The sequence below is a fragment of the Sinomonas sp. genome (assembly GCF_036848755.1).
Taxonomy (GTDB): Bacteria; Actinomycetota; Actinomycetes; order Actinomycetales; family Micrococcaceae; genus Sinomonas.
Genome location: NZ_DAIUJO010000062.1, coordinates 1 through 22051, shown reverse-complemented (window position 1 = coordinate 22051; position 22051 = coordinate 1). Strand labels below are relative to the sequence as shown.

23 protein-coding genes and 1 pseudogene are annotated in these 22051 nt (G+C 68.3%); 10 read left to right on the top strand and 14 right to left on the bottom strand.

Features of this window, described 5'->3' with window-relative positions; genetic code table 11:
* Positions 1 to 197 precede the first annotated feature (197 nt).
* A complete protein-coding gene (locus V7053_RS11380) occupies positions 198 to 680 on the bottom strand; it encodes a hypothetical protein (RefSeq protein WP_334172386.1) in 483 nt (160 codons plus the stop codon).
* A 173-nt stretch (positions 681 to 853) separates the two neighbouring features.
* Here V7053_RS11380 and gvpJ (V7053_RS11375) point away from each other — a divergent pair, with 173 nt between their 5' ends.
* The gene (gene gvpJ / locus V7053_RS11375; protein WP_334172385.1) at positions 854 to 1249 is read left to right on the top strand and encodes a gas vesicle protein GvpJ; all 396 of its coding nucleotides are present in this window, start codon (positions 854 to 856) and stop codon (positions 1247 to 1249) included.
* Between the two features lie 153 nt (positions 1250 to 1402).
* A complete protein-coding gene (locus V7053_RS11370; RefSeq protein ID WP_334172384.1) occupies positions 1403 to 2293 on the top strand; it encodes a diacylglycerol/lipid kinase family protein in 891 nt (296 codons plus the stop codon).
* Positions 2294 to 2503: 210 nt separating this feature from the next.
* On the opposite strand, the gene V7053_RS11365 is transcribed toward V7053_RS11370, so the two are convergent.
* The gene (locus V7053_RS11365; protein ID WP_334172383.1) at positions 2504 to 4654 is read right to left on the bottom strand and encodes an FUSC family protein; all 2151 of its coding nucleotides are present in this window, start codon (positions 4652 to 4654) and stop codon (positions 2504 to 2506) included.
* A 185-nt stretch (positions 4655 to 4839) separates the two neighbouring features.
* Here V7053_RS11365 and V7053_RS11360 point away from each other — a divergent pair, with 185 nt between their 5' ends.
* The 3 genes from V7053_RS11360 to V7053_RS11350 all read left to right on the top strand — a co-directional run bounded on the left by V7053_RS11360 (position 4840) and on the right by V7053_RS11350 (position 8129).
* Complete coding sequence (locus tag V7053_RS11360) at positions 4840 to 5739, top strand: multidrug DMT transporter permease (protein ID WP_334172382.1); 900 nt, start codon at positions 4840 to 4842, stop codon at positions 5737 to 5739.
* 280 nt (positions 5740 to 6019) lie between these two features.
* Positions 6020 to 6388: a hypothetical protein gene (locus V7053_RS11355; protein WP_334172381.1), complete on the top strand. Its 369-nt coding sequence runs from the start codon at positions 6020 to 6022 to the stop codon at positions 6386 to 6388.
* A gap of 73 nt (positions 6389 to 6461) precedes the next feature.
* Positions 6462 to 8129: a phosphodiester glycosidase family protein gene (locus V7053_RS11350; RefSeq protein WP_334172380.1), complete on the top strand. Its 1668-nt coding sequence runs from the start codon at positions 6462 to 6464 to the stop codon at positions 8127 to 8129.
* 71 nt (positions 8130 to 8200) lie between these two features.
* Here the strand turns inward: V7053_RS11350 and V7053_RS11345 are convergent, their stop codons facing one another.
* From V7053_RS11345 to V7053_RS19075, 3 genes and pseudogenes are all read right to left on the bottom strand, one after another.
* On the bottom strand, positions 8201 to 9187 hold the full coding sequence (locus V7053_RS11345) for an aldo/keto reductase (protein ID WP_334172387.1): 987 nt from the start codon (positions 9185 to 9187) through the stop codon (positions 8201 to 8203).
* A gap of 25 nt (positions 9188 to 9212) precedes the next feature.
* Positions 9213 to 9449, bottom strand: a complete 237-nt coding sequence (locus V7053_RS11340) for a hypothetical protein (RefSeq protein WP_334172379.1) — start codon at positions 9447 to 9449, stop codon at positions 9213 to 9215.
* Between the two features lie 457 nt (positions 9450 to 9906).
* A pseudogene (locus tag V7053_RS19075) lies at positions 9907 to 10212 on the bottom strand (alcohol dehydrogenase catalytic domain-containing protein); the annotation flags it as partial.
* A gap of 166 nt (positions 10213 to 10378) precedes the next feature.
* Between V7053_RS19075 and V7053_RS11335 the strand changes: the two are divergent.
* The gene (locus V7053_RS11335; protein WP_334172378.1) at positions 10379 to 10519 is read left to right on the top strand and encodes a hypothetical protein; all 141 of its coding nucleotides are present in this window, start codon (positions 10379 to 10381) and stop codon (positions 10517 to 10519) included.
* A gap of 105 nt (positions 10520 to 10624) precedes the next feature.
* Here V7053_RS11335 and V7053_RS11330 read toward each other — a convergent pair whose 3' ends face one another.
* From V7053_RS11330 to V7053_RS11315, 4 genes are all read right to left on the bottom strand, one after another.
* The gene (locus V7053_RS11330) at positions 10625 to 11167 is read right to left on the bottom strand and encodes a hypothetical protein (protein WP_334172377.1); all 543 of its coding nucleotides are present in this window, start codon (positions 11165 to 11167) and stop codon (positions 10625 to 10627) included.
* 151 nt (positions 11168 to 11318) lie between these two features.
* Positions 11319 to 11735 carry an SPFH domain-containing protein gene (locus tag V7053_RS11325; RefSeq protein ID WP_334172376.1) on the bottom strand — a complete coding sequence of 139 codons (417 nt, stop codon included), beginning with the start codon at positions 11733 to 11735 and terminating at the stop codon, positions 11319 to 11321.
* A gap of 272 nt (positions 11736 to 12007) precedes the next feature.
* Positions 12008 to 14194 (bottom strand): transglycosylase domain-containing protein, encoded by a 2187-nt coding sequence (locus tag V7053_RS11320; RefSeq protein WP_334172375.1) that lies wholly within the window; start codon positions 14192 to 14194, stop codon positions 12008 to 12010.
* An 88-nt stretch (positions 14195 to 14282) separates the two neighbouring features.
* On the bottom strand, positions 14283 to 15308 hold the full coding sequence (locus V7053_RS11315; RefSeq protein ID WP_334172374.1) for a PHP domain-containing protein: 1026 nt from the start codon (positions 15306 to 15308) through the stop codon (positions 14283 to 14285).
* 133 nt (positions 15309 to 15441) lie between these two features.
* Here V7053_RS11315 and V7053_RS11310 point away from each other — a divergent pair, with 133 nt between their 5' ends.
* From V7053_RS11310 to V7053_RS11300, 3 genes are all read left to right on the top strand, one after another.
* Positions 15442 to 15645 (top strand): cold-shock protein, encoded by a 204-nt coding sequence (locus tag V7053_RS11310; RefSeq protein ID WP_043120608.1) that lies wholly within the window; start codon positions 15442 to 15444, stop codon positions 15643 to 15645.
* A 303-nt stretch (positions 15646 to 15948) separates the two neighbouring features.
* On the top strand, positions 15949 to 17079 hold the full coding sequence (locus tag V7053_RS11305; protein ID WP_334172373.1) for a S53 family peptidase: 1131 nt from the start codon (positions 15949 to 15951) through the stop codon (positions 17077 to 17079).
* Between the two features lie 153 nt (positions 17080 to 17232).
* Positions 17233 to 17778, top strand: a complete 546-nt coding sequence (locus tag V7053_RS11300) for a hypothetical protein (protein ID WP_334172372.1) — start codon at positions 17233 to 17235, stop codon at positions 17776 to 17778.
* A 629-nt stretch (positions 17779 to 18407) separates the two neighbouring features.
* Here the strand turns inward: V7053_RS11300 and V7053_RS11295 are convergent.
* The 5 genes from V7053_RS11295 to V7053_RS11275 form a co-directional block, all read right to left on the bottom strand.
* A complete protein-coding gene (locus V7053_RS11295) occupies positions 18408 to 18635 on the bottom strand; it encodes a hypothetical protein (protein ID WP_334172371.1) in 228 nt (75 codons plus the stop codon).
* Between the two features lie 115 nt (positions 18636 to 18750).
* Positions 18751 to 19311 carry a hypothetical protein gene (locus tag V7053_RS11290; RefSeq protein ID WP_334172370.1) on the bottom strand — a complete coding sequence of 187 codons (561 nt, stop codon included), beginning with the start codon at positions 19309 to 19311 and terminating at the stop codon, positions 18751 to 18753.
* A gap of 34 nt (positions 19312 to 19345) precedes the next feature.
* The gene (gene gvpJ, locus V7053_RS11285; protein WP_334172369.1) at positions 19346 to 19726 is read right to left on the bottom strand and encodes a gas vesicle protein GvpJ; all 381 of its coding nucleotides are present in this window, start codon (positions 19724 to 19726) and stop codon (positions 19346 to 19348) included.
* Positions 19727 to 19740: 14 nt separating this feature from the next.
* Positions 19741 to 20331, bottom strand: coding sequence for a hypothetical protein (locus tag V7053_RS11280; protein ID WP_334172368.1), 591 nt, complete (start codon positions 20329 to 20331; stop codon positions 19741 to 19743).
* A 144-nt stretch (positions 20332 to 20475) separates the two neighbouring features.
* Positions 20476 to 20769: a hypothetical protein gene (locus V7053_RS11275; protein WP_334172367.1), complete on the bottom strand. Its 294-nt coding sequence runs from the start codon at positions 20767 to 20769 to the stop codon at positions 20476 to 20478.
* Between the two features lie 337 nt (positions 20770 to 21106).
* Here V7053_RS11275 and V7053_RS11270 point away from each other — a divergent pair, with 337 nt between their 5' ends.
* Positions 21107 to 21922: a TetR/AcrR family transcriptional regulator gene (locus V7053_RS11270; RefSeq protein ID WP_334172366.1), complete on the top strand. Its 816-nt coding sequence runs from the start codon at positions 21107 to 21109 to the stop codon at positions 21920 to 21922.
* Positions 21923 to 22051: the final 129 nt, after the last annotated feature.

The window sequence follows — 22051 nt, the reverse complement described above, 5'->3', positions numbered from 1 at the left end:
AGGATGCCGAACATGCGGCGCTGCTCGTGATGATCGTTCAGGATGACCTCGGTGATGTCCACGGTCCCTCTCCTTCTGTCACACCTACTCTGGCAGTCGTGCCCGCACGGGGGCAATCGGGACAGGAGTGCCCACCTTGCGCAGTCTCGCGATCCTCACCGATGCCTGCGCCGGTGCGGGAGGCGTCAGCTCACGGCCTAGGCCGTGCGCCTCCGTGAAGCGCGCCGCGGGTCCGCGTGGGAGGAGGAGGCGGAACGCTCGGGCTCAAGCGGTGGAAACCACGACGTGATGCCCAGGAACCCAAAGGTCAGTGCGAGCTGGAGGAGCCCTGTGGCGAGATACAGGACCTGCAGCCAAGTGAACTGGCGGATCATCATCAGCTCCACGCTGATCCAGATGACCATCCCGAATCCGGCGACTGCGTTCCACAGCAGGCCGGATGCTGCGCGCCGGATGAGCTGGGCGAAGGCAGTGGCCTGCGTCCCGCCGACGACCGCGAGCAGGATCAGGCCGGGCAGCAGAAACGAATCGAAGGGGCTGTGCTCTAGGAAGCTTCTGGGCATGCCGAGCCCGTTGGTCACCATCATGGCAAGCCCGCCCGCGATCCCGGACAGGGCGTTGAACCCGGCGACGACGACCGCGGCCCACAGCATGACCTTCGTCAGCGGTTGACCATTCATCCTGGGTGCCTCCCCGTCTCGCAGAAGGCGGCGCGCGAGCCGTCTCCTCTCAGAACGCTAGACCACCCTGCCGTCCGGGGGCTTGGGCCGTTGGTCACGGCGTTTCCTGATTCGAGCCGCCGCCGTCGGGTATTCCCAAGCATCGGTCTCGCCTTGTGGAAAGGAAGTGGACCATGACGATGACCCAGTACCAGCCCCGCGGGGGCTATCTGGACCGGCCGCACTCCAGCTCGCTGGCCGACGTCCTCAACGTCATCCTCGACAAGGGTCTGGTGATCGATGCCTACGTGAGGGTCTCCCTCCTGGGCATCGAGATCCTCACCATCGACCTGCGGGTGGTGATCGCCAGCGTCGACACGTACCTGCGCTTTGCCGAGGCCACGAGCCGCCTCGGCGTCGAGTCCCGGGAAGGGCGGGGGCTGCCCCCAATGATCGGGGGACGCTGGGAGGACGAGGACGAGGACGAGGACGAGGACGTCGCTGACAGACCCCGGGCGCGTGGGGATCGCGGGGAGGACAAGGGCCGCCAGCGCCCGCGGGAGTCGGGCGCGCGGCGGAGGGAGAGATGAACGACGGCGGCTCGTCCTTAGCGTGAAGCAGCCTTCGGCGTGGAGCAGCCTTCGGCGACGCGGCTCTCCGGCTCCGCCCGGTGATGCTCCGTCTTCCGGGGCCCCGCCCGTTCGGTAGTCTCGTGCGGAGGGAACCGAGCGCCTGGAGGGCATGTGGAAGCACTGATCGTGAATCCGACCAAGCAGGGGGCTCAGGAGATTGCGGAGTTCTTCCGCCAGCAGTGCGCCGAGCGGGATGCTGAGCCCCTGGTGCTCGAGACCTCCGCTGAGGACCCGGGCGCCCGGATGGCCCGTGAGGCTCTCGGAGCAGACGCCCGGGTGGTCGTCGTCGCCGGCGGAGACGGGACGGTGCGGGCCGTGGCCGGAGAACTCGCGGGCAGTGGCGTCCCGCTGGTCGTGGTCCCGCTCGGGACGGGGAACCTTCTGGCGCGCAACCTTGGTGTCCCGGTCGATGCCCCGAAGGACGCGCTGGCTGCGGCCGTGTCAGGTGAGGAACGGCGAATCGACGTGGCGTGGGCCTCGGCGGACGACGGCGAGGAATTGGCTTTCGTGGTCATGGCCGGGATGGGCCTGGACGCGACCGTGATGGCGAACACCGACGACGATCTCAAGGCCAAGGCGGGGTGGCTCGCCTACGTCGTCTCCGCGGGGCAGAGCATCGTCGGCGACTCGTACCGTATCCGGGTCGACGTGGACGGCCGCCTTGCGGTCGAAAGGCGCCAACGGGGAGTCATGATCGGCAACTGTGGGCGGATACAGGGCAACGTCGAGGTCTTCCCCGGAGCAAAGCCCGACGACGGCATCCTGGACGTCCTCGCGGTGGCACCGCGCGGAGTCCTTGGCTGGTTCAGGGTCGCAGGCACGCTGCTGAGCCGGTTCCGTCGGCACTCGCCGCCGGACCTCGGCCACTTCAGAGGCAAGCAGGTCCGGATCCAAGCGAGCCGCCCGCACGACCTCCAGCTCGACGGGGATCACCTGGGCAAGGGCAGGATCCTGACTGTCCGCGTCGACGAAGGAGCGCTCACGGTCTGGACGCCGCGCTGAGGCTGCCTACCGGGGGCGTCAGCCGGTCCGCTCGGCCACGATGATTCTTCCGGTCCGCGCACAGAGGCCATGCGCCAAGCGTGCTCGTAGTGACCCCCCCGCCCACCAGGTCGTAGCCGTCGGCGGCCACCCGTTCGAGGGCCGCCTGAAGGTCGTCTACCTCGAACGCCAGGCAGCGTCCACGTGGCGAGCGTCCGTCGTCGTGGACCATCAGGACAGAACTTGCTGCGGGGAGAGCTCCTTCAGCAGGGCCTGCAGCCGATCGAGCGCTGAGTAGGCCTGAGCTGGCTCGCCCAGGGCGATGGCGAGGGTGCTCGGATCCAGTGCCTTTCCAGGGAGCACGGGCCCTTCCGGCTCCACCTCGGAATCTCGGGTGACGTCGCGGACCGCCCGGGCGAAATCAGCCACTTTCTCGATCTCTGCGGCCAGCTCGCCATCGGCGTGGGGCAGCTGTCGCACTGCGTGGCTCAGGGAGCGTGCTGTCGCCACGACATTGGCGACCAGTGTGAGGCGGCGCCGGATCGCGCGGGGGCGGTTCTCCCAGACCTGGTACCGGGTGAGGGGCTCGCCGACCAGGACGAGCCGGCGCAGCTGGTTGTCCGCTGCGATGATGCGCTCGTCGAGAACGTCGCTGCTCACGGAGGCCGGGTCAAGGGCACGCTCCCGCAAGATGTCGAGCAGATCGGCGGTCGCCGCCACGACGGAGCGTTGGGCCACCTCGATGGTGTCGCGGGTGCTGACGGGAGTCACGACGAGGGCGACGGCGATTCCCACCGCCGCTCCCGCTGCGGTCTCGGCGAGGCGCAGCAGCAAGAGCTGGTCGGAGAACTCGCCCAGAATCGCGTACAGCTCGCTGAGCATGATTGTGAGGAAGAAGATCATGTACGCATAGGAAATGCGCATCAGATAGTTGCCGCAGAAGATGCTCGCCACGACCACGGCAAGGGCCGCGACGACGTGGCCGTTGGTGAGATGCGCGACGAGGACGCCCGCGACGAGGCCCGTCAGGGTCCCGAGCACGCGCAGGAGCGACTTGCGGGTGATGTCGAAGCGGGTGCCGGTTCCCGCGAAGGAGACGAACGCCGCGATGACCGCCCAGTAGTAGCGCTGCCCGCTGATGAGGCTCCCGACGAGGATCGCGAGCATTCCGGCGACCGCGACCTGCACGGCCTGCCTGCTGGAGAACTGCAGCCGGGTGAGGGGATTCCATGAGCCGCCCCGCGGATCGACGTCGGAGGCGACGCTCGGATTCCCGGGCAGCTGCCCCAGCACGAGCCCGGCCGCCGGCACGAACTCCGGCTCGTTCTCCTGCACGGCTCGGCTCAACGCCGGCCGATTCGGCACCGACGTGACGATGCTGAAGCCGCGCTGCAGGTCGGCGGCAGCTGCCCGCACGTTTCGGGGCTCCCCGGCGGCCAGCTCGGGGAGCGCTGCGGCGGCGGCCCGGGCGCGCGCCAGGTTCGCGGCGGCAAGCGCGCCGAAGGCGTCGAGGGCGGCGCGCCGGACGGCGGGGCCGGCATCAGAGGCGGCGAGGTGGCGGGCCCCGATGGTCAGGCGGTCGAAACCGAGCTGCAGTTCGAGCAGTCGAGCGCGCAGCGTGGACGCCGTCCAGCCCTCGGGCAGCGCTCGGGCGTGGGCAGCCCAGCCGTCGCTCATGAGCGCAGCCTCGGTCACGCGAGCCCGAGCCCGGAAGATGGCCCGAGAGGCCCGCTCGGCGGAGGGGCTCGCTGGCTCGGCCTCGATCAAGGCGGCGCAGGCGCGCGCGAGGCCCCGCTGACGCGCGCTCATGCTGCGGAAGACGGCGGCCAGAGTCCGCCGAGGATGCCGCCGGAAGACGGTGCAGCTCAGAAGCAGCACGACCGCCGTCGCCACGATGATGGCGACGAGCATAGCGGGGAGTGCAACGAGCGTCGTCTTCAGGAAGGAGGCGAAGAAGTAGCCATTCCAGAGCATGAAGCCGTAGAAGAAGTAGGCGAGGCCGAACCGGCGCACCCAGACGGCGAGGAACATGACGACCACGAAGCCGCTGAGGGAGGCTGGCTGGCTTGGCGCGAGCAGGGTTCCGGCCGTGAGGCCGGCGCCCATGGCGAGGGGGAAGTATGCCGCCGTCACCGCGTTGGCCCGGATGCGGTGGTCGACGAGCGCGTTGGTGCCGATCATCGCCACGACTGCGCTGAGCAGCATGAACACGACCGTGCCTTGAGGACCCGCGTGAAGCAGCAGGGCGAGCGCGTAGCCGGCCACCAGGGACGCGGTCACGTTTCCGGCCCCGGCGAGCCCGAGCTGGAGTCTCCCGAGCCCAGGGTCGGAGGCCACGGCGATGTCGACCGCCCGGCGCAGGAAGAGCGGCCGGGAAATCATGCCACCTCCCCTAGCATCCGTCGCGGTACTGCCTCAAGCCAGCGCCCAGAGGGGACGCCGTCTTCCACCCTATATCGTGTAGGGACGCCGCGGATCGCCCCGCTTCCGTTCGGAAGCCCTACCCGTTTCGACTCGCGCGGCGAGGGTATCCACACCGAAAGGTCGGCGCAGAGAGGTAGCGGCTGATGCTGACAGGCGGGGTCGCGTTGGCCAAGGGCTTGGGCGTCTTCTCCTCCACCCACTGGTTCGGTATCCCGATCGCGCTCGTCGGGGCGGTCTTCCTCGCCCTCGGAACGATCTGCCAGGGGCGAGGGGTGGAGTCCGACGGCGAGCAGGAGACCAGCTTCAGGGCGCTGGTGCGTCGGCCGGTCTGGCTGGTCGGTACAGGCTTGATAGGTGCGGCCATCGTCCTCCAACTCACGGCCCTGCGGTTCTCCCCGCTCATGGTCGTCCAGCCGATCGGCGCGTCTGCCCTGGTGGTGACGGCCGTGGCAAACGGCGCGCATTCCCACAGGCTCCCCGGCAAGAGGGAGAGCCTCTCGATCATCCTCTGCATCCTGGGAATCGGCGCCTTCGTCGCCTTGGCCGCTCTCTCGGCCCAAGACATCCAGGTTGACGAGCGGCACCTGCTCACCGTGCTGCTCCTGATGGCTTGTGCCATCGTCGCGGCCTTCGTCGTCTGGGTCCTGACCCGCAGACATCCCAGCGCTGCGGCCGCTACCGCTGGAGCCGGAGTCCTCTACGGGTTCGTGGCGACCCTGGCCAAGGCCGTCATCGGGCGGATCGTCCAAGGCGACTTCGAGTGGCTCGCGCTCACAGGGCTCGCCGGGCTGGGCATCGCCTTGGCGCTCGGCGCGAGCCTAGTCCAGAAGGCCCACGCGAGCGGCAGCGACGAACTCGTTGTAGCAGGGCTGACGGTGATCGACCCCATGGTTGCCGTCACCCTCGCCATCACGGTGCTCGGGGAGGCCGCGAACGCCCCTTCGCTAGCCTTCGTCGGCTTTGTCGCAGCGGGAGCCGCCGCAGTCGCGGGAGTGTGGATCATGTCCGTGCACAAGCCGGAGACATCACGGGATCCGAATTGATCGCCCGAGCCCCGCAGCCGGCCGGGCTGGAGAAACTGGGGGGAGTCTCCAGCCCGACCCAGCTGCATGGGACAGGAAAAGCCGGATTGGAACGTGATGGGGGACAGATTCCAATCCGGCTTCCGTCATGGTTATCGCTTCGGCGCCGCAGAAAGTGACGCGGACCGCGCGCGGATTTTCGACGCCCCTGAACGGCGGCGCCTCGAGCGAGGCCTAGAGTCGGCCGGCCCGAACGAGGCCTAGAGTTGGCTGGGTCGATCCAACCGGAAGGAGCCGGACCGTGGAGATCCCGGAGCGATGGGCACGAGCCATTCGGTCAGCTGGCTTCCGCTCTGTCAGCGCTCTGGCCAATGAAGCGAGGCTGTCGACCAACCAAGTCCTGGCTCTGCTCTCGGGCGAAGAGGCCCTGAGCGGGCATCCGCGGAGAAGCCTTGCCTCGGCCCTGCGCCTCACCGGCGAGGAACTCGACGAGCTGGCGGGAGCGGTCGAGGAGGAACCAGATCCGTTCATCGTGCCCAAGGGATCGGAGGGACTCAGCCCCAGACAGCGGGCCGTCGTGACGGAGCTGATCCTCACGTTCATCGAGTCCAATCGAGCACTCTCCGAACGGGATCGGGCGACGCCCCCGGCTCCGCCGGCTTCCAGGTGAACACCACGGGAAGCTTCCGCCAACTTCGTCGAATCCGGTGCTCGTCTCGGGAAGCCTTGCCTAGCCTTGAACGGTGCTTTCCCACAGAACCCCTCGAAGCCTCTTCGCCGCCGGCCTGACCGTCGCCGTCTCCTTCGCCCTCCTCGGACCCGTCGGTCCGACGGAGGCCGCTGGGACGTCAGGCCCCGTCGTCGCCCCGGCGCACCTCAACCTTGGCGCCCCGGATCTCGCGGAAACCCGGACCGAGACGACTCTCGCCCCCGGCGTCACCCTGACCAAGATCCACCGCGGTGGGACTGACAGCTCGTTGTTCTGGACCGCCGAGGTGGGGATCCCCTCGAGCTCGCCGGACCCGGACGCGCCCTCGTCGGCCCTCTCGAGCGAAGCCAACGCCGATGCGGTGGCCGCGAAGCTCGACGCCGCAGGCATCGACGCGCGCGTCGAACAGGTCGTCTCGCCGCAGTTGGCCGACGCCGGCGGTTCGCTCGGCTACCGGGTCCGTGCTGGCCGGTTCGCGGCTCAGGCGGACGCCGCCGGGCTCGTCGCACAGATCAAGGCTGCGGGCTATTCCTCCTCGGTTGTCTACACCGGCTGGGACGGCGATGCAGGGAGCATCGGCCAGACGCGCGGACCGTGGAACCTCGACGTCGTCACGATTGACCCGAAGCAGTACCGCGGCGAGCTTGCCGCATCCTTCGGTCCCGACCTCGAGAGCCCGGAGACCACGAGCCAGCTCACCGCAGCGCAGCATGCCATCGCGGGAACCAACGCCGGGTTCTTCGTCTTCGACCCGAAGGCGGGCGCCCCGGGTGACCCGGCCGGCGTCGGCGTCTACGGAGGCAAGACGCTCCGCGAGCCCGTGGGGGACCGGCCCGGGCTCATCCTCGACGGCACGAGCAACAGCACGAGCATCCAGCGGCTCAGCTGGGACGGATCCTTATCCGAAAGCGGCACGACCCTGCCGCTCACGGGCATCAACCGCGATCCCGGCCTCATCCGCAATTGCGGCGAAAAGGGCGACCAGCCGACCGAACAGCCCCAGCAGGACGTGACCTGCACGAACCCGAACGAGCTCGTCGCCTTCACCCCCGAGTTCGGCGCGAAGACGCCGGCCGGGCCGGGCCTCGAGGTCACGGTGGACAGCCACGACACTGTCACATCGGTCACCGCCGCTCGCGGAACCTCGGTGCCTCCCGGTGGTCATACGGTCCAGGCGACGGGCGACGACGTCGCGCAGCTGCGCGCCGTCGCACGCGTCGGGCAGAAGATGAGGGTCACCGCCGACGTCCTCGGCGAGAACGGCAGGCCGCTCAGGACAACCAAGGACACGAGCGTCGTCAACGGGGGGCCGATGCTCCTCAAGGACGGGCAGGAAGACGTGACCGTCCGGCAGGACGGCATGGTCCACCAGAACGATTCCAACAGCTTCTACTACGGCTGGGTCCACAAGCGGAACCCCCGCACCTTCGCGGGCACGGACGCTCAAGGCCGCACGCTCATCGTGACTGCTGACGGCCGCTCGACCAGTTCTCTCGGGCTGAGCCTGAAGGAGGAGGCCGACGTCGCGCAGTCCCTCGGGATGGTGCAGGCCATGAACCTCGACGGAGGCGGCTCCACCACGGCCGTGGCCCAGGGCGCCCTGGTCAATTCCCCCTCGGGCGGCGCTGAGCGGCCGGTGGGCGATGCGATCCTCGTCCTGCCCGCGCGCACCGATTCGGGCGGAGCCGGACGCCGCCCGTAGGTCCGCCTGAAGTACGACGACGAGGGGCGCCTTCCGAGTGGGAGGCGCCCCTCGCCGTCGTCGTCAGGGTCCTACCAGCGCGAGTGGACTGACTCGCGGAAGTACTTCTCGTAGATCCGCCGCACCCCGCCGTCGAAATCCGGTCCCAGCCGGCCCACCGAGTCCGCGGCGGCGGCGTTCGCCTTCGCCTGGCCGGGATTCCGTGCACCGGGGATCACCGTTGTGACCCCGGGCTGCGAGATGATCCAGGCAAGGGCCGCCTGCGCAGTCGTCGCGCCCTCGGGAACCAGCTCCTGGAACTCGGCCACGGCGTCGAGGCCGCGCTCGAAATCCACTCCGGAGAAGGTCTCGCCGACGTCGAAAGCCGAGCCGTCCCGGTTGTAGTTCCGATGGTCGTTCTCCGAAAACTTGGTGTCGCGGCTGTATTTTCCGCTGAGCAGCCCTGACGCGAGAGGGACTCGCACCACGATCCCCACGCCGGCAGCCTGCGCGGCGGGGAGGACCTCATCCTGCGGCTTGAGCCGGAACGGATTGAAGATGATCTGGACCGAGGCGACGCCGGGCCTCGCGATCGCTGTGAGGGCCTCCTGGGCTGTCTCCACGCTGACGCCGTAGTTGCGCATCACGCCCTCCTCGACGAGTTGGTCGAGGGCGTCGAAGACCTGGTCGTCGGAGTAGACCGGGGTCGGGGGGCAGTGCAGCTGAACGAGGTCGAGCGTGTCGCGGCCAAGGTTGCGGCGGGAGCGGTCGAGCCACGCCCGGAAGTTGTCCACCGTGTAGTTCTCGGGAAGCTGGGGCACCCGTCGGCCCATCTTGGTCGCCACGGTTCCCCCGCTGTCGGGATGGGATGCGAGCCACTCGCCGATGATCTGCTCGCTCCGACCGTCCCCGTAGACGTCCGCCGTGTCGAAGAAGGTCACCCCCGACGCGGCGGCGGCGTCGAGCACCTGGAGGGCTTCTGACCTTCCGACGTCACCCCAGTCCGAGCCCAGTTGCCACGTTCCCAAACCAATTGCGGACACCTTCCGGCCCGTCCGTCCCAGCACGCGTTCTTCCATGCTCACCGACTATAGGCTCTTCGGCTCATTCCGGGACGCCGGAGGTGAGGTCGAGGAGACTCTTGACCGTGTCCGCGTGCTCGCCTTCCATGAACACGGCGGGGAGGTCGGGCATCGAGACGTGCCTGTCGACGAGCTCGGAGGGGACCACGATGCGGTTGGCGCTGAGCCGCTGGGCTCGGTCCATCCAGCGCATGACGTCGTCCGGGTTCCGATGGTGGAGGCTGAGGACACGGAGGGCACGGAAGTTCCAGTTTTCCATGTCGACGGTCCGCCGCCCCCCCGTGGGACTGGTGGTATCCGAGGATCCCGAGAGTCCCCGCGATCTGGACGAGGCTGCTGGCGAGCTCCAGCCCGCCGGCGGAGCCGGTGGCCTCGACGACGACGGGGTGGTGTCCGTGCATGCTCTCCGGAACCTCTTCCGGGGCCAGCGCGGCTTCGGCACCCCATCTGAGGGCGAGCTCACGGGTCCGTTCTCGGGGCTCGACGACCGTCACGGCCAATCCGCGGCTCACCAGGAGGCGGAGGGCCAGAAGGCCCATGAAGCCGGCTCCGACGAGGACGACGCGTGGCGTGCTGGCAAGGTCGAGCATTTCCACTCCGCCGATCGCGCAGGCCAAGGGCTCCGAGAGTGCGGCGTCTGCCAACGAGCATCCCGGGTGGAGCGGGATGATTCGTTCCGAGGGTACCTGGACCTCCGTGGCGTACCCGTGGCTGATATAGGCAGCGACTCTGGTTCCCTCGCGGAGTTCCGGGTCTCGGCTCTCGGTGACGACGCCCGAGACTTCGTGTCCGAGACGCGACGGGAAGGGGCCTTGGCCTTCCCGGACCATGGCGGTGTCCGAGTGGCAGATCCCGACGTAGGCCACGCGCACCCTCACGTGCCCCGGGGCGAGCTCGAGCCGCGGCCCTTCCTCCAGCCGGACCGTTCCCTGGCCGACGGCGGTCAGATATTCGACGGGCGGAGGGCTTCCGGGCGCGTTCTCGGGGCTGGTCACTCGCGGCTCCTCCTTGGGGAAACGCATCGGCAGGGTCCCTCAAAAGTATATTTCCATTTACCGTTAACGCAAGGGAGTTCTCCTGCGAAAGGCCTTCCTCAGGCATTGACCATCCCCGCGCCGCGTGTTCTCCTGAAAGGCACGGCCGCGCCTGCGGCCGTTTTCTCAACCCTGCACAAGGCAAGGAGTGGCCATGGTCAACGACGACCGCCGGAACACGATCCACCGTCTGAAGAGGGAAGATCCTTCGCAGGACTTCCATGAGGGACCAGAGGAAAAGGCTTGGGACGAGGAGGACGGACTCTTCGACAGCGAGGAAATCGTCGTCACCTGATGACGGCTCCGCCGGAGCGGGGAGACTGTCGGCGCCGCAGGGAGGCAACTCCCTGCGGCGCCTTTTTCACGACCTTCCCTTCACCCGCTCGTCTCGACTCGGAGATCAGGAAGCAGCGGCCTTCTTCATCCGGAGGAGCCGGATTGCCCGGCCTATGATGAGCGCGTTCAGGGCGAGCCCCACGGCCTGGAGGCCGATCGAGGCCGTGCTGACCATGTAGAGAACGATGAGGATCGAGGCGATTCCAGCGATCACGATCGCTGCAGCGAGGGGAGCGGCAGACGTCCCTTGGCGCACGACGATGTTCCAGATTCCGACCACAGCGTAGCCGAGCGCCAGCACGCCGAAGATCGCGATAATCGCGACGGCCATAGCCATCGCACCCTGGGGAACGTAGCCCCCGTTGGCCTCGATCGCCCTCGTCGCGCCCACGACAGCAACGATGTTCGTGAAAGCGTAGAAGCCCGAGGCGAGCCCGAGGACCACCGAGCTGATACCGAGAACTAGACGCCAGCGGCGAGACGTCTCCGCATCCTCGGCGGAGAGCCCGTCGGCGGCGGGCAACGGAGCCTCGGCCGGATCCCAGTGATCGGAAGGCTCAAGCCCAGCCCGCGGCGGCCACGGACGGGGGCCCTGTTGCTCGCTCATGGGAAATGCTCCTTGTCGGCGTACCGGAGCACCTCCCGCGCCCCAATAGGCAGAGCATAACGCCGCCCGGCAGCTTCCTACGCTGCCGGCATCCCTGTGTTGACAATGGGCGACGGCGGCTGGTCGCCGCAGAGCACGACGATCAGGTTGCTCAGACGATCCGCGACCGGGCGGCGACGACGGCATTGGCCTGCTGTCGGCGCAGCATTGCCTGAGCGATCTCGGGAGCGTAGGCCAGATGGGAGATCCGGACTTCCACGATCTCCACTCCTGCGACAGCAACGCGGGCCGCGACCTCGCGCGCCAGGGCAGCGGCGACGATGTCGGTCGAGCCCCGGAGCGACGTTCCCGTGCCCGTCGTGTCGTCATAGGGGTGGCTCGTGGCGACGTGCCGGAGCGCGGACTCGGCCTGCACCGAGACGAAGTTCTGATAGTCGTCGACCGCGTACGTCGATTTCGCCGTGTCGGCCACCTGCCAGACGACGATCGCGGCGATCTCGACGGGGTTCCCGCCGGCGTCGTTCACCTTGAGATGGTCCGTCTCGAAATTCCGCACACGGATGCTCACGCGACGTCGGACGCTCAGCGGCAGGACGCACCCCGACGGCTGCCCACCCCCACCAGATGCAGGCTCCAAGCACCGCGGCGCCCAGCATCCGGTGACAGCAAGCGCCCGGCGCTGGACAATCTCGACCCTCGCCCCCGCATGTCCGACGGGTTCGGCCGCCGCGCGCTCTCCGGCCCCCCGACGCTCATGGTCTTCCTTCCCACGCTGGTGTTACTTCAGAGAGTGGGCCTCCGGACACGAAATCGTTAGGGCCTGAGGTTCCACTGAGCGCGTCAGCCGCCCTGGGGAACTGGCGGAACCGGCGGACCGATGAGGCTTGGCGGCGGGGGGTCGAAGGGGCCGTGGTCGAACAGGCCCAGGACCTTCTGCATGTAGTACGCCCACTGCGGCCCGGCAATGTACGCGCCGTCGATGACCGGCCAGAACCGGCCGTTCACGACGACGTTGCGGCCCAGGTGGTCAGCGGGATTACCGAGCGCCTCACCGAAATACGAGGCCGTCGAGAGGCCCCGGGTGTAGCCGACGAGCCACGTCTCGCTGTTGTACTGGTCGGTCCCGGTCTTCGCCGCGTCCGGAACCCCGAGGGTGATGGTCTGGCCGGCGTTGTCCTTGATGTTGTAGCCGGATCCCTTCGTGAGGACATCCTGGAGGACACTCGTGACGGCCTTCGCGACGTCGGGCCGGATCGAATTCGGCCGGCACGTCTGCGCCTGGCCGCCGATCTTCTTGCCCTGCGAATCGGTCACGCTCGTGATGGAGATGGGCACGCAGTACGTTCCGTTGCTGGCGAAGGTCGCGTACGCGTTGGCCATCGTGAGAGGGGCGACGTTCATGCCTCCGAGCAGGTCGCCGAGCGTCGACATGTCGATCATCGCGCCCTTGCCGCCGCCGTCCTCCATGCCGAGCGCGTTGGCGGCGCGTTGGATGTCGCAGAAGTCGTTGAGGCCGGCGGCCGTCGCGAAGAGGGCCGTGTTGATCGACTGGTAGACGCCCTCGCGGACGGTCATCGGCTCGTACCAGCCCGGCTCGTCGTTCTGCAGGTCGGGCGCCGTGCCGAGCCCGACGGTGGCGTCGTCGTACGCCCCGATGACCTTGCCGCAGGTGTCCCTCCACGGATAGTTCAGCGGGTAGACGCGCCGTGACGCGTCGACGATCGTGTTCGTCGTCTTGCCCTCGGTCAGCCACGCCGTGAGCGTTATGGGCTTCATCGCCGAGCCGGGCTGCATGCCCCCCGCGCCGCCGAGGTCATTTCCCCGCGCGTCGGCCTTGTCCACATTGAAGTTGTAGCTCGTGACAAAGTTGAGGCCCTGCCCGGGCAGCATGCGGGTGTTCTGGGCCATCGCGAGGATCCTGCCGGTCCCGGGTTGGACAGTCACGAGCGACGTGCCCCACTTGTCGGGGTTCGCGCCCGCCGTCGCGTCGACCTGCGCCTGGGCGGGTCCCTGAAGGCGAGGATCCAACGTCGTCGCAATGGTGAGGCCCGAGCGCATGACCTTCTGCAGGCGGTCGGCAGCCGTCGAACCGTAGGCGGGGTCGTTGAGGACCTCGTGCAGCACGTAGTCGCAGAAGTACTGGGCCTGGCTCGCGTAGGGGCAGCCCTGCTTGGGCGGATTGATCTTGAGCTGCAGCGGTGTCTTGACCGCGTCGTCATGCTGCTTCTGGTTGATGTAGCCGTGCTCGAGCATCGCATCGAGCACGAGGTTCCGCCGGCTGACGGCATTGCCGGGGTAGACGCTGGGGTCGTACACCGAGGGTCCGTTCACGAGGCCGGCAAGCAGCGCCGCCTGAGGAAGGGTGAGGTCCTTGGCATGGACCGAGAAGAAGTATTCGCTCGCAGCCTCGATGCCGTAGGCGTTGGTATTGAAGAACACGATATTGAGATAGCCCTGGAGGATCTGGTCCTTCGTGTACCGCTGCTCGAGCGCAATCGCGAGCTTCATTTCCCGCAGCTTGTCCCCGATGGTCTTCTGGCCATTGAGGACGACGTCGGAGCCCGCGCCTTGGGCGATCACATCCTCCTTGAGCACGTTCGAGACATATTGCTGGGTCAGGGTCGATGCGCCCTGGCGATCGCCCCGGAAGTCGGCGACGAGAGCGCGGACGATGCCCGTCGTGTCGATCCCGCCATGCTCGTAGAACCGGTAGTCTTCGACGGCGACGATCGCGTTCCTGATATTGGGGGACATCTGGTCGAGCGGTACCGAGGTCCTGTTCTCGTCAAAGAGGGTCGCAATTTGGGACCCGTCCGCCGCGAGGATCTTCGTCACCTGGTCCGGTGGCGCCACGGTCAGCTGGCTCGGAAGGCTGTCGAAGAATTGGACCGATCCGTTCGCTGCAGCCCACGTCACGGCAGCTGCGGGAGCCATGAGTCCCGCCGCGAGCACGCCGCAGACTGCGCTGACGATGAGGAACGCGAGCAGCTTCCCCAACCCTCTGGCCGCGCTCGAGGCAAAGCCCATGGCACGGATTATAGGAACAGGTCCGCCGCGCCTAGGGGCGCCGAAATATCACAATCCGGAGGCGGATTTACTGCAGAGCAGGAAGGCGCTACCGCCGCCGCCCCGTCCACTCGAGCAGTCGCTCCAACGGCCACGTCGTCACGATCCGGTCCGCAGGAACCCCGTTTGCGGCGGCTCGTGCGGCTCCGTACTGGAGGAAGTCGAGCTGGCCCGGGGCGTGGGCGTCGCTGTCGATGCTGAAGAGACAGCCAGCGTCGAGGGCCCGTTGGATGAGGTCGTCGGGCGGGTCCTGGCGCTCGGGCCGCGAGTTGATCTCCACCGCGACGCCGTTCTCGGCACAGGCGGCGAAGACCCGGGCTGCGTCGAATTCGGACTCCGGGCGGCTGCCCCGCGAGCCCGTGACGAGTCGTCCCGTGCAGTGTCCCAGCACGTCCGTGTGCGGATCTTCGATGCCCCCGAGCATGCGCCGTGTCATGACCCCGGCCTCGGACCGCAGCTTCGAGTGCACGCTCGCGACGACGACGTCGAGGCGGTCCAGCATCTCGGGCTCCTGGTCGAGCTTCCCGCTCTCGAGGATGTCCACCTCGATGCCGGCGAGAAGGCGGAACCCGTCACCCGCTGCCCCGGCGTTGTACGAGGCTACGAGCTCGAGCTGCTGCGAGAGGCGCTCGGGGCTCAGCCCGTTGGCGATCGTGAGGTTCGGCGAGTGGTCGGTGAGCGCGAGATAGCTCCGCCCCAATAAGCGCGCGGCCTGGGCCATCGTTTCGATGGGGGAGCCGCCGTCCGACCAGTCGCTGTGGCTGTGCAGGTCCCCCTTGAGGAGGGAGTGCAGTTCGCGGCCTTCCGACTCCAGCGGCTGCGCGGCCCGCTCGCGCAGCCCCTCGAGGTAGTCGGGCACCCTGCCCTCGGTCGCCTGGCGGATCACCTCGAAGGTCCGGTCCCCGATCCCTTTCATCCGCCGGAGGCGGCCGTCGCGCGCGCGGGCGGCGACGTCGTCGTCCGCCAAACCGGAAATTGCGGCAGCGGCATTGCGGAACGCCTTGACCTTGAAGCTCGGCGCGAGCTCCCGCTCGAGCCAGAAGGCGATCTCGTTGAGAGCATCGACAGCATCCATGTGTTCATCTTGCCCGCCACGCGGGCGAGTTGATCGTTTGGCACTGCCGCACCCCCACATTAGGCTTACGTCTAGGACGGCGTGGGATCCGGCCGCATGAGCGGCCACGGCGCTGCCCGGGAAAGGCAGCACCATGGCTACAGGCACCGTCAAGTGGTTCAACAGCGAGAAGGGCTACGGCTTCATCGCCCCCGATGACGGATCGGCGGATCTGTTCGCCCACTACACGCAGATCGAAGGCCGCGGCTTCAAGAACCTCGAAGAGGGCCAGAAGGTCGAGTACGAAGTCGGCCAGGGCCAGAAGGGCCCGCAGGCGCAGAGCATCCGCCCTCTCTGACGAGAGGGGTAGGACGAGGAGGGGTCCCCGACCGGGAATCCCTCCTTTTCCGTGCCCTGATTCACGTCGATTCGTCTCGGGTCTGAGGCTGTGCTGAAGTCCTTGCAAGTCTTTCCGCAGCTTCTGCCCAGTTACGGCGGACGGCGTACGACCTCCCCTTAGCGTCGATGAGGGGAAGTTTGCAGCAGTGCGAGCTTCCAGATCCTCGACCCGAAGGGGGCGTTACCCATCAGGAAGCTGTTCTCCGCCGTCGGCCTCGCGCTGCTTGTCGCAGCCGGGCTCTTCGCCAGCACCAGCGCCGCCATGGCGGCACCATCAGCACAGGCACTCGAGCACTCGGCCAAGGTGTGCTCGCTTCCCGCCGCCGGACAGGCGGCGTGCACGGCCCGCGTCGTGACCGACACGAAGGGTCGGCCGCTGACGACGACGGCGCCTCCGGCAAGCGCGCTCACCCCGGCTCAGCTTCGGGACGCCTACAAGCTCACGGGCACTGTCTCGGGGGGCCGCACCGTCGCGATCGTCGACGCCTACGGCTACCCGAACCTCGCCAGTGACCTCGCGAACTACCGCAAGCAGTTCGGCCTGCCCGCGTGTACGACGAGCACGGGCTGCCTGCGTGTCCTCAACGAGTCGGGCGGCACCACCCTCCCGGGCTTCAATCTCGGCTGGGCGCAGGAACAGGCCCTCGATGTCGATGCCGTTTCGGCGGCGTGTCCGGACTGCAAGATCGTCGTCGTCCAGGCCTCCTCCACCTCGTTCGCCGACCTCGGCACCGCTGAGCAGACGGCTGCAAAGCAGCCGGGCGTCGTCGCCATTTCCAACAGCTACGGTGGCTCGGACGCCTCGGACGCGACCTACGGGAAGTACTACAGCTTCCCGGGCATCGCGGTCACTGCCAGCGCCGGGGACAACGGCTACCAGGGCGCGGCCTACCCCGCCGCATCGAGCTACGTGACGGCCGTCGGCGGTACGTCCCTCGTCAAGTCCTCGACGACCCGCGGTTGGTCGGAGACGGTCTGGAGCGGCACCGGCTCGGGCTGCTCGTCGTACAACACCGCGCTCGCGGCAGCGGCGACGGTCGGAACCGGGTGCGCCAAGCGCGCGATGAACGACGTCGCGGCGGTCGCCGACCCCAACAACGGCGGATTGGCGGTCTTCTACCCGACCTCGAGCACGGCGTCCTCGTGGGGCCAGTTTGGCGGCACGAGCGAGGCCTCGCCCATCATCGCCTCGGTGTACGCCCTGTCCGGCAACACCGGGTCGAAGACGAGCGGGATCTACGCGAACAGCATCCCGTACGCGCACACTGCGTCGCTCTTCGATGTCACCTCCGGCAGCAACGGCACCTGTGCGACCACCCAGTGGTGCACGGCCCGAGCCGGCTGGGACGGTCCGACTGGCCTCGGCACCCCGAACGGGACCGGCGCGTTCTAAGCCGCCCCCGGGCGCGCCCCTGCACCGGCTGCCCCGCGACTGTCCCCTGTCTTCTCAGGGGACAGTCGCGGGGCAGTCCTCGTTGGCCGGAGCCGCCGTTCCAAGCGCCGAAGTGTTCAGCGTGGTTTCGGCGAAGCTGGGTACCGAATCCACATGCTGCGCCCCTTCATCGCCTCGTTGCTCGAGCAGGCCGTCACCTCGCCTGAGGACCCCCTGCTCGCGGGGGAGGGCATATCGGTCCCAGAGGGAGACCGCTGCGAGTCGATCTTCGGCCTCTTCGCCGCCGGAGTGGCTCTGGGCGACATTGCCCATATCCTCGGGTGCAGCGTTCTGACGGTCCAAGACGACATCGAGCAGGCGCGCGGCCGACGTCCTGCGCTGGCGAGCCAGGAGGAGCGCGTGTCCTGGGAGCTGCATCGGGCGGTGGTGGACAGGCTGCGCGATGACGCAGCGCCGGTCCTGGCTGCGGCCCGCGACCACCTCGAGGTGCTGCGCAGGGGCGATCAGGGAGGATCGGATGCTCGGCTCGCAGAGTGGGAGCAGCTGCTCGACGGCGACACGGAGTCGCTCATCGATTCGATGCTTGCGCCCGGCGAGCCGGGCGCTCAACTGAGGCGGCTGACGCCGTTCGCCGATGCCCTCACCGCCGACGAACGGCTCGCCGCCCTACGCAAAGCCGCGGTTCCGGCTCCTCTGTGACCGCCGGGGCGTCCCTGACGGGTCGCGTCTCCTTGACCGGCGGTGCGCCAAGCAGCGCCGTCCAGGCCATGGCCTTCAACGCGGACCTCAGCCCGCCGTCGTCGACCGCGAGCGGGGCGATGGGCCGGTAGATGATCATTTCCTGCCTCCAGAGGTCCAGTGGTTGTGCTCTCCACTGTCCTCGGCCAGCGTGTCCGCACGCTGAGGGCAGGCTTTCAAATGCCTGTGCTAGGAAGCCGGCGGGAAGCGGCGGGGTTGCCGTCGACGCCGCCTGGCTCCCCACGGGCGGCGTGGCACATGGTGGTCCGACGGCCCAGCGGCGGCCGCCCTGAGCGGCGGCGGGAGGGCTGAAGCCATCTCCTGGAGGGGCGCGACGACGCCCGATTTCAGGAGGTCCCGCACGACGGGACACGGCCAAGGCTGGCCGCAGCCCTCGCACGGATCCCCCACGCGGGGGCTGGAAGGCCGATGGCTCTCTGCGGCCGGTTCCCAGACTTCTGCCTCGACCGACTCGCGCAGTGACCCGCTGCGTCGGGCGGCGCTCAGCCGGGCAAGAATCTCCTCGTAGATGTGCTCTGCTAGCAGGGCCTCCATGTGCGCCCCTTACCCATGTCCGGGGGGCAGTCACATCATTCGACCTCGGCGCCTTGGTCCTCTCCTTCGTCGACCTCGGGAACGCCGACTCCATGTCCCATCGCTGCCTGCGTCTCCGGGCTGTCGGTGTCGTCGGGGAATGGCTCGGTCTGGCGGAAGTCCTCGACGTGGCCCGGGCGCCCGCTGCGAAGGGTGCCCTGGTCCTCGTGCTTCATCTCGTCGTCCAGCTGCGGGCCGTGCTTGTTGCTGCCGCGCTCGATCATGATGCTCTCCTTGCAGTTCGGCTGACGTCTCCGTGGGTTACCCGCTGGGGGCGCCGCCAAGCGGGTTTGGCCGCGGGAGATGGCCCGGGGGCGACCGTGGGCCAGCGGGCCGGGGTCAGCCCTCGCGGTGTCCGAGCGTGGTCGGCCGGGGACCCATGAGCCTGGTTGCGAGCGGGTCCGAGGGGTCGAGCGATTCGAGGAAGCGGCGCAGGCGCAGGGCGCTCGCGAGCTCTGCCTCCGGGTCGGCTCCTGCCGGTGGTTCGACGGGGCCGGCATGCACCGCGAGGGATCCTTCGAGGCGCTCGATCTCTAGTTCGAGTGCCTCGATGGGCGCGATGCGCCGGGCAAGGGCGACGGCGCGCGCCACGTGCGGTGGAATGGCCTCCGCGACGATGGCCGCGTGGTGTTCGACGTCGGGGAGCCGCTGGCGCTCGACGGCCCAGTGCGAGAGCGCGCGCAGCACCTGATCCTCGTCCGCCTCGCCGAGCTGGACCTCGACAACGTGCCGGGCGCCGTCGTCCGGGTCCGCGAGGAGGACGGCGAAGCGGTCGGGTTCTGGGTGGCGGATGATCCGTTCGAGCACTGGTGCTGTGATCCCGACGCCGATGAGCGCGGGTGTTCGCTCGATGTGCTGGGCGAGCGTTGCGGCGTCCAGCTGCGGAGGTGTCGTGTCCACGGGGCGATCCTATGCTGCCGCGGCGCCGTTCCGGCTAGTCCGGCGTGAAGAAGTCTTTGACCTTTTCGACGAAGTCCTCGGTCTTCTTCTGGGCCACGTCGTGCGCAATCGTCTCGGCCGTGCGGTCGATGGCTTTCGCGCCCAACTCTGGCAGCCCCATCCCTTCGGTCTGCTCCGCGAGGTTGAGCCTGCTCGTCGCCTCGGCGTAGCGGAGATAGGTGTCGACGCTCGCCACGACGAAGCGCGCGTCGACGGTGAGGACGTCGACGCCGAGGAGCGAGAGCTGCACGTAGGCGTCGACGACAAGTCCCTTGTCGAGGATGACGTTGAGGACGTCGGCCAGAGAACTCGAGTGCGGGCGGTCGAGATAGCCCCCGGCCCGCGAAGGACTGCCGGGTTCTGCCACGTCGCCCATGTCGGCCTGCTTCCTCAGACGAGCCTCGCGTAAAAGTCGCCCGACGCTCGCTCGAATCCTGCTGCCTGCCAGTATCTCGCCAAGGAGCGGTTTGCACGACGTTGGCCGGACCCGCCGTCGTGCACCTCGGTATCGTCCATCTCGTCGCTCGGGCGGGGCGCGGCGAGCAGGACGACGAGGCCGACGCCACGGCCCACGGCCTCGAGCACGCCGCGAACGACATGTCGCCCGAGGCCCTGCCCCCGGAATTCGCGGCGGATCTCGAGGTCCGCCAAGTACATGAGGTCACGCCGCGTGCTCGCGGCGAGGGCCTCCAGGAGGTCAGGGCGGTCAGTGAGGAGCATCGACGCGAGATCCGCCAGTTCCTGGCTGTGCGCGTCGAGCACCTCGAACAGGTCGATGTCCGTGGCGTCCGGAATGACGTACACGCGACCGCGCCCGACCCGCCGTTCGCGCCCGTCGTCGTCGAACCGGTGGTATACCGTCGCCGAGACGGAGAAGCGCCACTCCTGCGGATAGTCTTCCGGCGACTCCTCGGCGTCGAGGAGGCCATCCTGCACGAGGCGGTACTTGAAGGACAGGCGCCGGGGATCGAGCTCTGCCATGGAACTCCCTCTCGAGCGAGCGACGGCTGTGCCACCCTCACGCTTGAGCCTAGCCCCCCGGCTGAGCCCAGCCCCACGGCCGCTCCGCTCCTCGGAGTCCGGCACGGGCCTCGCTGGGTGCTCGCGCTTGTCCCTCAGATTGCCTCAGAGGCGGGCAGGGGATGCGAAGGGAATTCGATCGGGAGAGATCTCGACTCCTTCCCACGGCGTCGTCGGGTCGGGAAGCCGAACCTGGGCGAGTTGGACGACGCGCTGCCGGCGCCGCCCGGACGCCGTTGTCCACACGACCCGCGCGGACTGCACTCCAGCTGCCACCAAGTAGCAGTGCAGCTCCGCGTTCGGTCCGTCGACGATGACCTTGCGGTCGCCGGAAAGCGCGCGTCTCATATCGCCCTTGGGGCCCTTGGCTCTCAGTTCTGGCCGCACGTCTTGTGCCACGTCTTGCATCATGCGCAGGCCTTCCGCGAGTTGCCTGCGCCCTCTTCGTAGCGGCGGATAGCCGTCGCCAGCGCCAACCGCGCTATCTCGCGCAGCTCTTCAGCCTCGCCCATGCGCCCTCCCCGGTGCTCTCCAGCGAGCTCCGCTGTCGGAGGGGCGGCTGGGGAAGCGGCCGGACCACGGGCCAGTCGGCTCATCGGCACAGTCACAGCGTCCTCCTACTCACCGCCGAGGGCCGACTCCCTGCCGGCCCTTCGGAGACAGAACGGTCTGTCTCGTGAAGAATTTGTACATCGAGACAGACCTGTCTGTCCAGTCTTGCGATAGGATGGCCTGCATGGACGCTCGGGATGAGACTCGCGCGGCCACGGGCAGAAGGCCCGGTGCGCGCGAAAGGATTCTGGACACTTCGTACGAGCTCTTCGCCCGCCGTGGCATCCGCGACGTCGGTGTGGACGAGATCATCACCCGCTCAGGGGTCGCCAAGGCGACGTTCTATCGGCACTTTCCGTCCAAGGACGCGCTCGTCCTTGCCTATCTGGACCGCTGGTTCCTCGCGAGGAGTGAGGCTCTCGAAGCGGCCACCCGGAACATCGAGAGCCGCGACGAGGCCCTGCTCGCCGTCTTCGGGGTGCTGGACGACTGGTTCCAGCGCGGGAGGGCGGAGGCGAGCGCGTTCCTCCACGTCATGATCGAGATGGGCCCGGACCACCCCCTCGGCCAGGCCAGCATCGAATATCTCAGGCGCACGCGGGACCAGTTGGCGGAGATCGCCCTCGCCGCCGGCCTCGACGACCCCGACGGCTTCGCATGGTCGTGCCACATTCTCATCAAGGGAGCGATGGTTGCGGATGCGGAGGGTGACACCCGCGCTGCGGAACGCGCCCGACTGATGGCAAGCCTGCTCATCGAGCATCACCGGCGGAGGCAGCAGCCGGTTCACGGGCAGCAGACGCCTCAAGGGCACCGCCGCGCCGACGGGCACGACGTGTCCAGTGACAGCCCGCGCGGCGACGGCCCGCGCAGCGACGGAGGGCAGCGCCTCGCCCCTTTTCGGCCGCGGGAGGCGGCGGCCGAGGCGGAGCATCGCCTGGCCAAGCCGAGCAGGCTCGCAAAGACCAAGGGAACCCTCAGCTCAGCTGAGAGGAACTGACTTCGACCCCTGGGAGGAAAGTCCTAGGAGTCGCGCTGTGACGTAGGCGTTGCTGGACCTTGCCCAGCGGACGACGGCGCGTGGGAGAATAGTAGCCGACTCACCAAGGCCGGGCGACGCGAGGGGACA

Excerpts from the sequence above, each read along its gene's own strand:
- V7053_RS11380 (WP_334172386.1), bottom strand. The coding sequence starts at position 680 with ATGAATGGTCAACCGCTGACGAAGGTCATGCTGTGGGCCGCGGTCGTC.
- gvpJ (WP_334172385.1), top strand. The coding sequence starts at position 854 with ATGACGATGACCCAGTACCAGCCCCGCGGGGGCTATCTGGACCGGCCG.
- V7053_RS11365 (WP_334172383.1), bottom strand. The coding sequence starts at position 4,654 with ATGATTTCCCGGCCGCTCTTCCTGCGCCGGGCGGTCGACATCGCCGTG.
- V7053_RS11360 (WP_334172382.1), top strand. The coding sequence starts at position 4,840 with ATGCTGACAGGCGGGGTCGCGTTGGCCAAGGGCTTGGGCGTCTTCTCC.
- V7053_RS11345 (WP_334172387.1), bottom strand. The coding sequence starts at position 9,187 with ATGGAAGAACGCGTGCTGGGACGGACGGGCCGGAAGGTGTCCGCAATT.
- V7053_RS11340 (WP_334172379.1), bottom strand. The coding sequence starts at position 9,449 with ATGGAAAACTGGAACTTCCGTGCCCTCCGTGTCCTCAGCCTCCACCAT.
- V7053_RS11335 (WP_334172378.1), top strand. The coding sequence starts at position 10,379 with ATGGTCAACGACGACCGCCGGAACACGATCCACCGTCTGAAGAGGGAA.
- V7053_RS11330 (WP_334172377.1), bottom strand. The coding sequence starts at position 11,167 with ATGAGCGAGCAACAGGGCCCCCGTCCGTGGCCGCCGCGGGCTGGGCTT.
- V7053_RS11320 (WP_334172375.1), bottom strand. The coding sequence starts at position 14,194 with ATGGGCTTTGCCTCGAGCGCGGCCAGAGGGTTGGGGAAGCTGCTCGCG.
- V7053_RS11315 (WP_334172374.1), bottom strand. The coding sequence starts at position 15,308 with ATGGATGCTGTCGATGCTCTCAACGAGATCGCCTTCTGGCTCGAGCGG.
- V7053_RS11310 (WP_043120608.1), top strand. The coding sequence starts at position 15,442 with ATGGCTACAGGCACCGTCAAGTGGTTCAACAGCGAGAAGGGCTACGGC.
- V7053_RS11305 (WP_334172373.1), top strand. The coding sequence starts at position 15,949 with ATGGCGGCACCATCAGCACAGGCACTCGAGCACTCGGCCAAGGTGTGC.
- V7053_RS11300 (WP_334172372.1), top strand. The coding sequence starts at position 17,233 with ATGCTGCGCCCCTTCATCGCCTCGTTGCTCGAGCAGGCCGTCACCTCG.
- V7053_RS11295 (WP_334172371.1), bottom strand. The coding sequence starts at position 18,635 with ATGATCGAGCGCGGCAGCAACAAGCACGGCCCGCAGCTGGACGACGAG.
- gvpJ (WP_334172369.1), bottom strand. The coding sequence starts at position 19,726 with ATGGGCGACGTGGCAGAACCCGGCAGTCCTTCGCGGGCCGGGGGCTAT.
- V7053_RS11280 (WP_334172368.1), bottom strand. The coding sequence starts at position 20,331 with ATGGCAGAGCTCGATCCCCGGCGCCTGTCCTTCAAGTACCGCCTCGTG.
- V7053_RS11270 (WP_334172366.1), top strand. The coding sequence starts at position 21,107 with ATGGACGCTCGGGATGAGACTCGCGCGGCCACGGGCAGAAGGCCCGGT.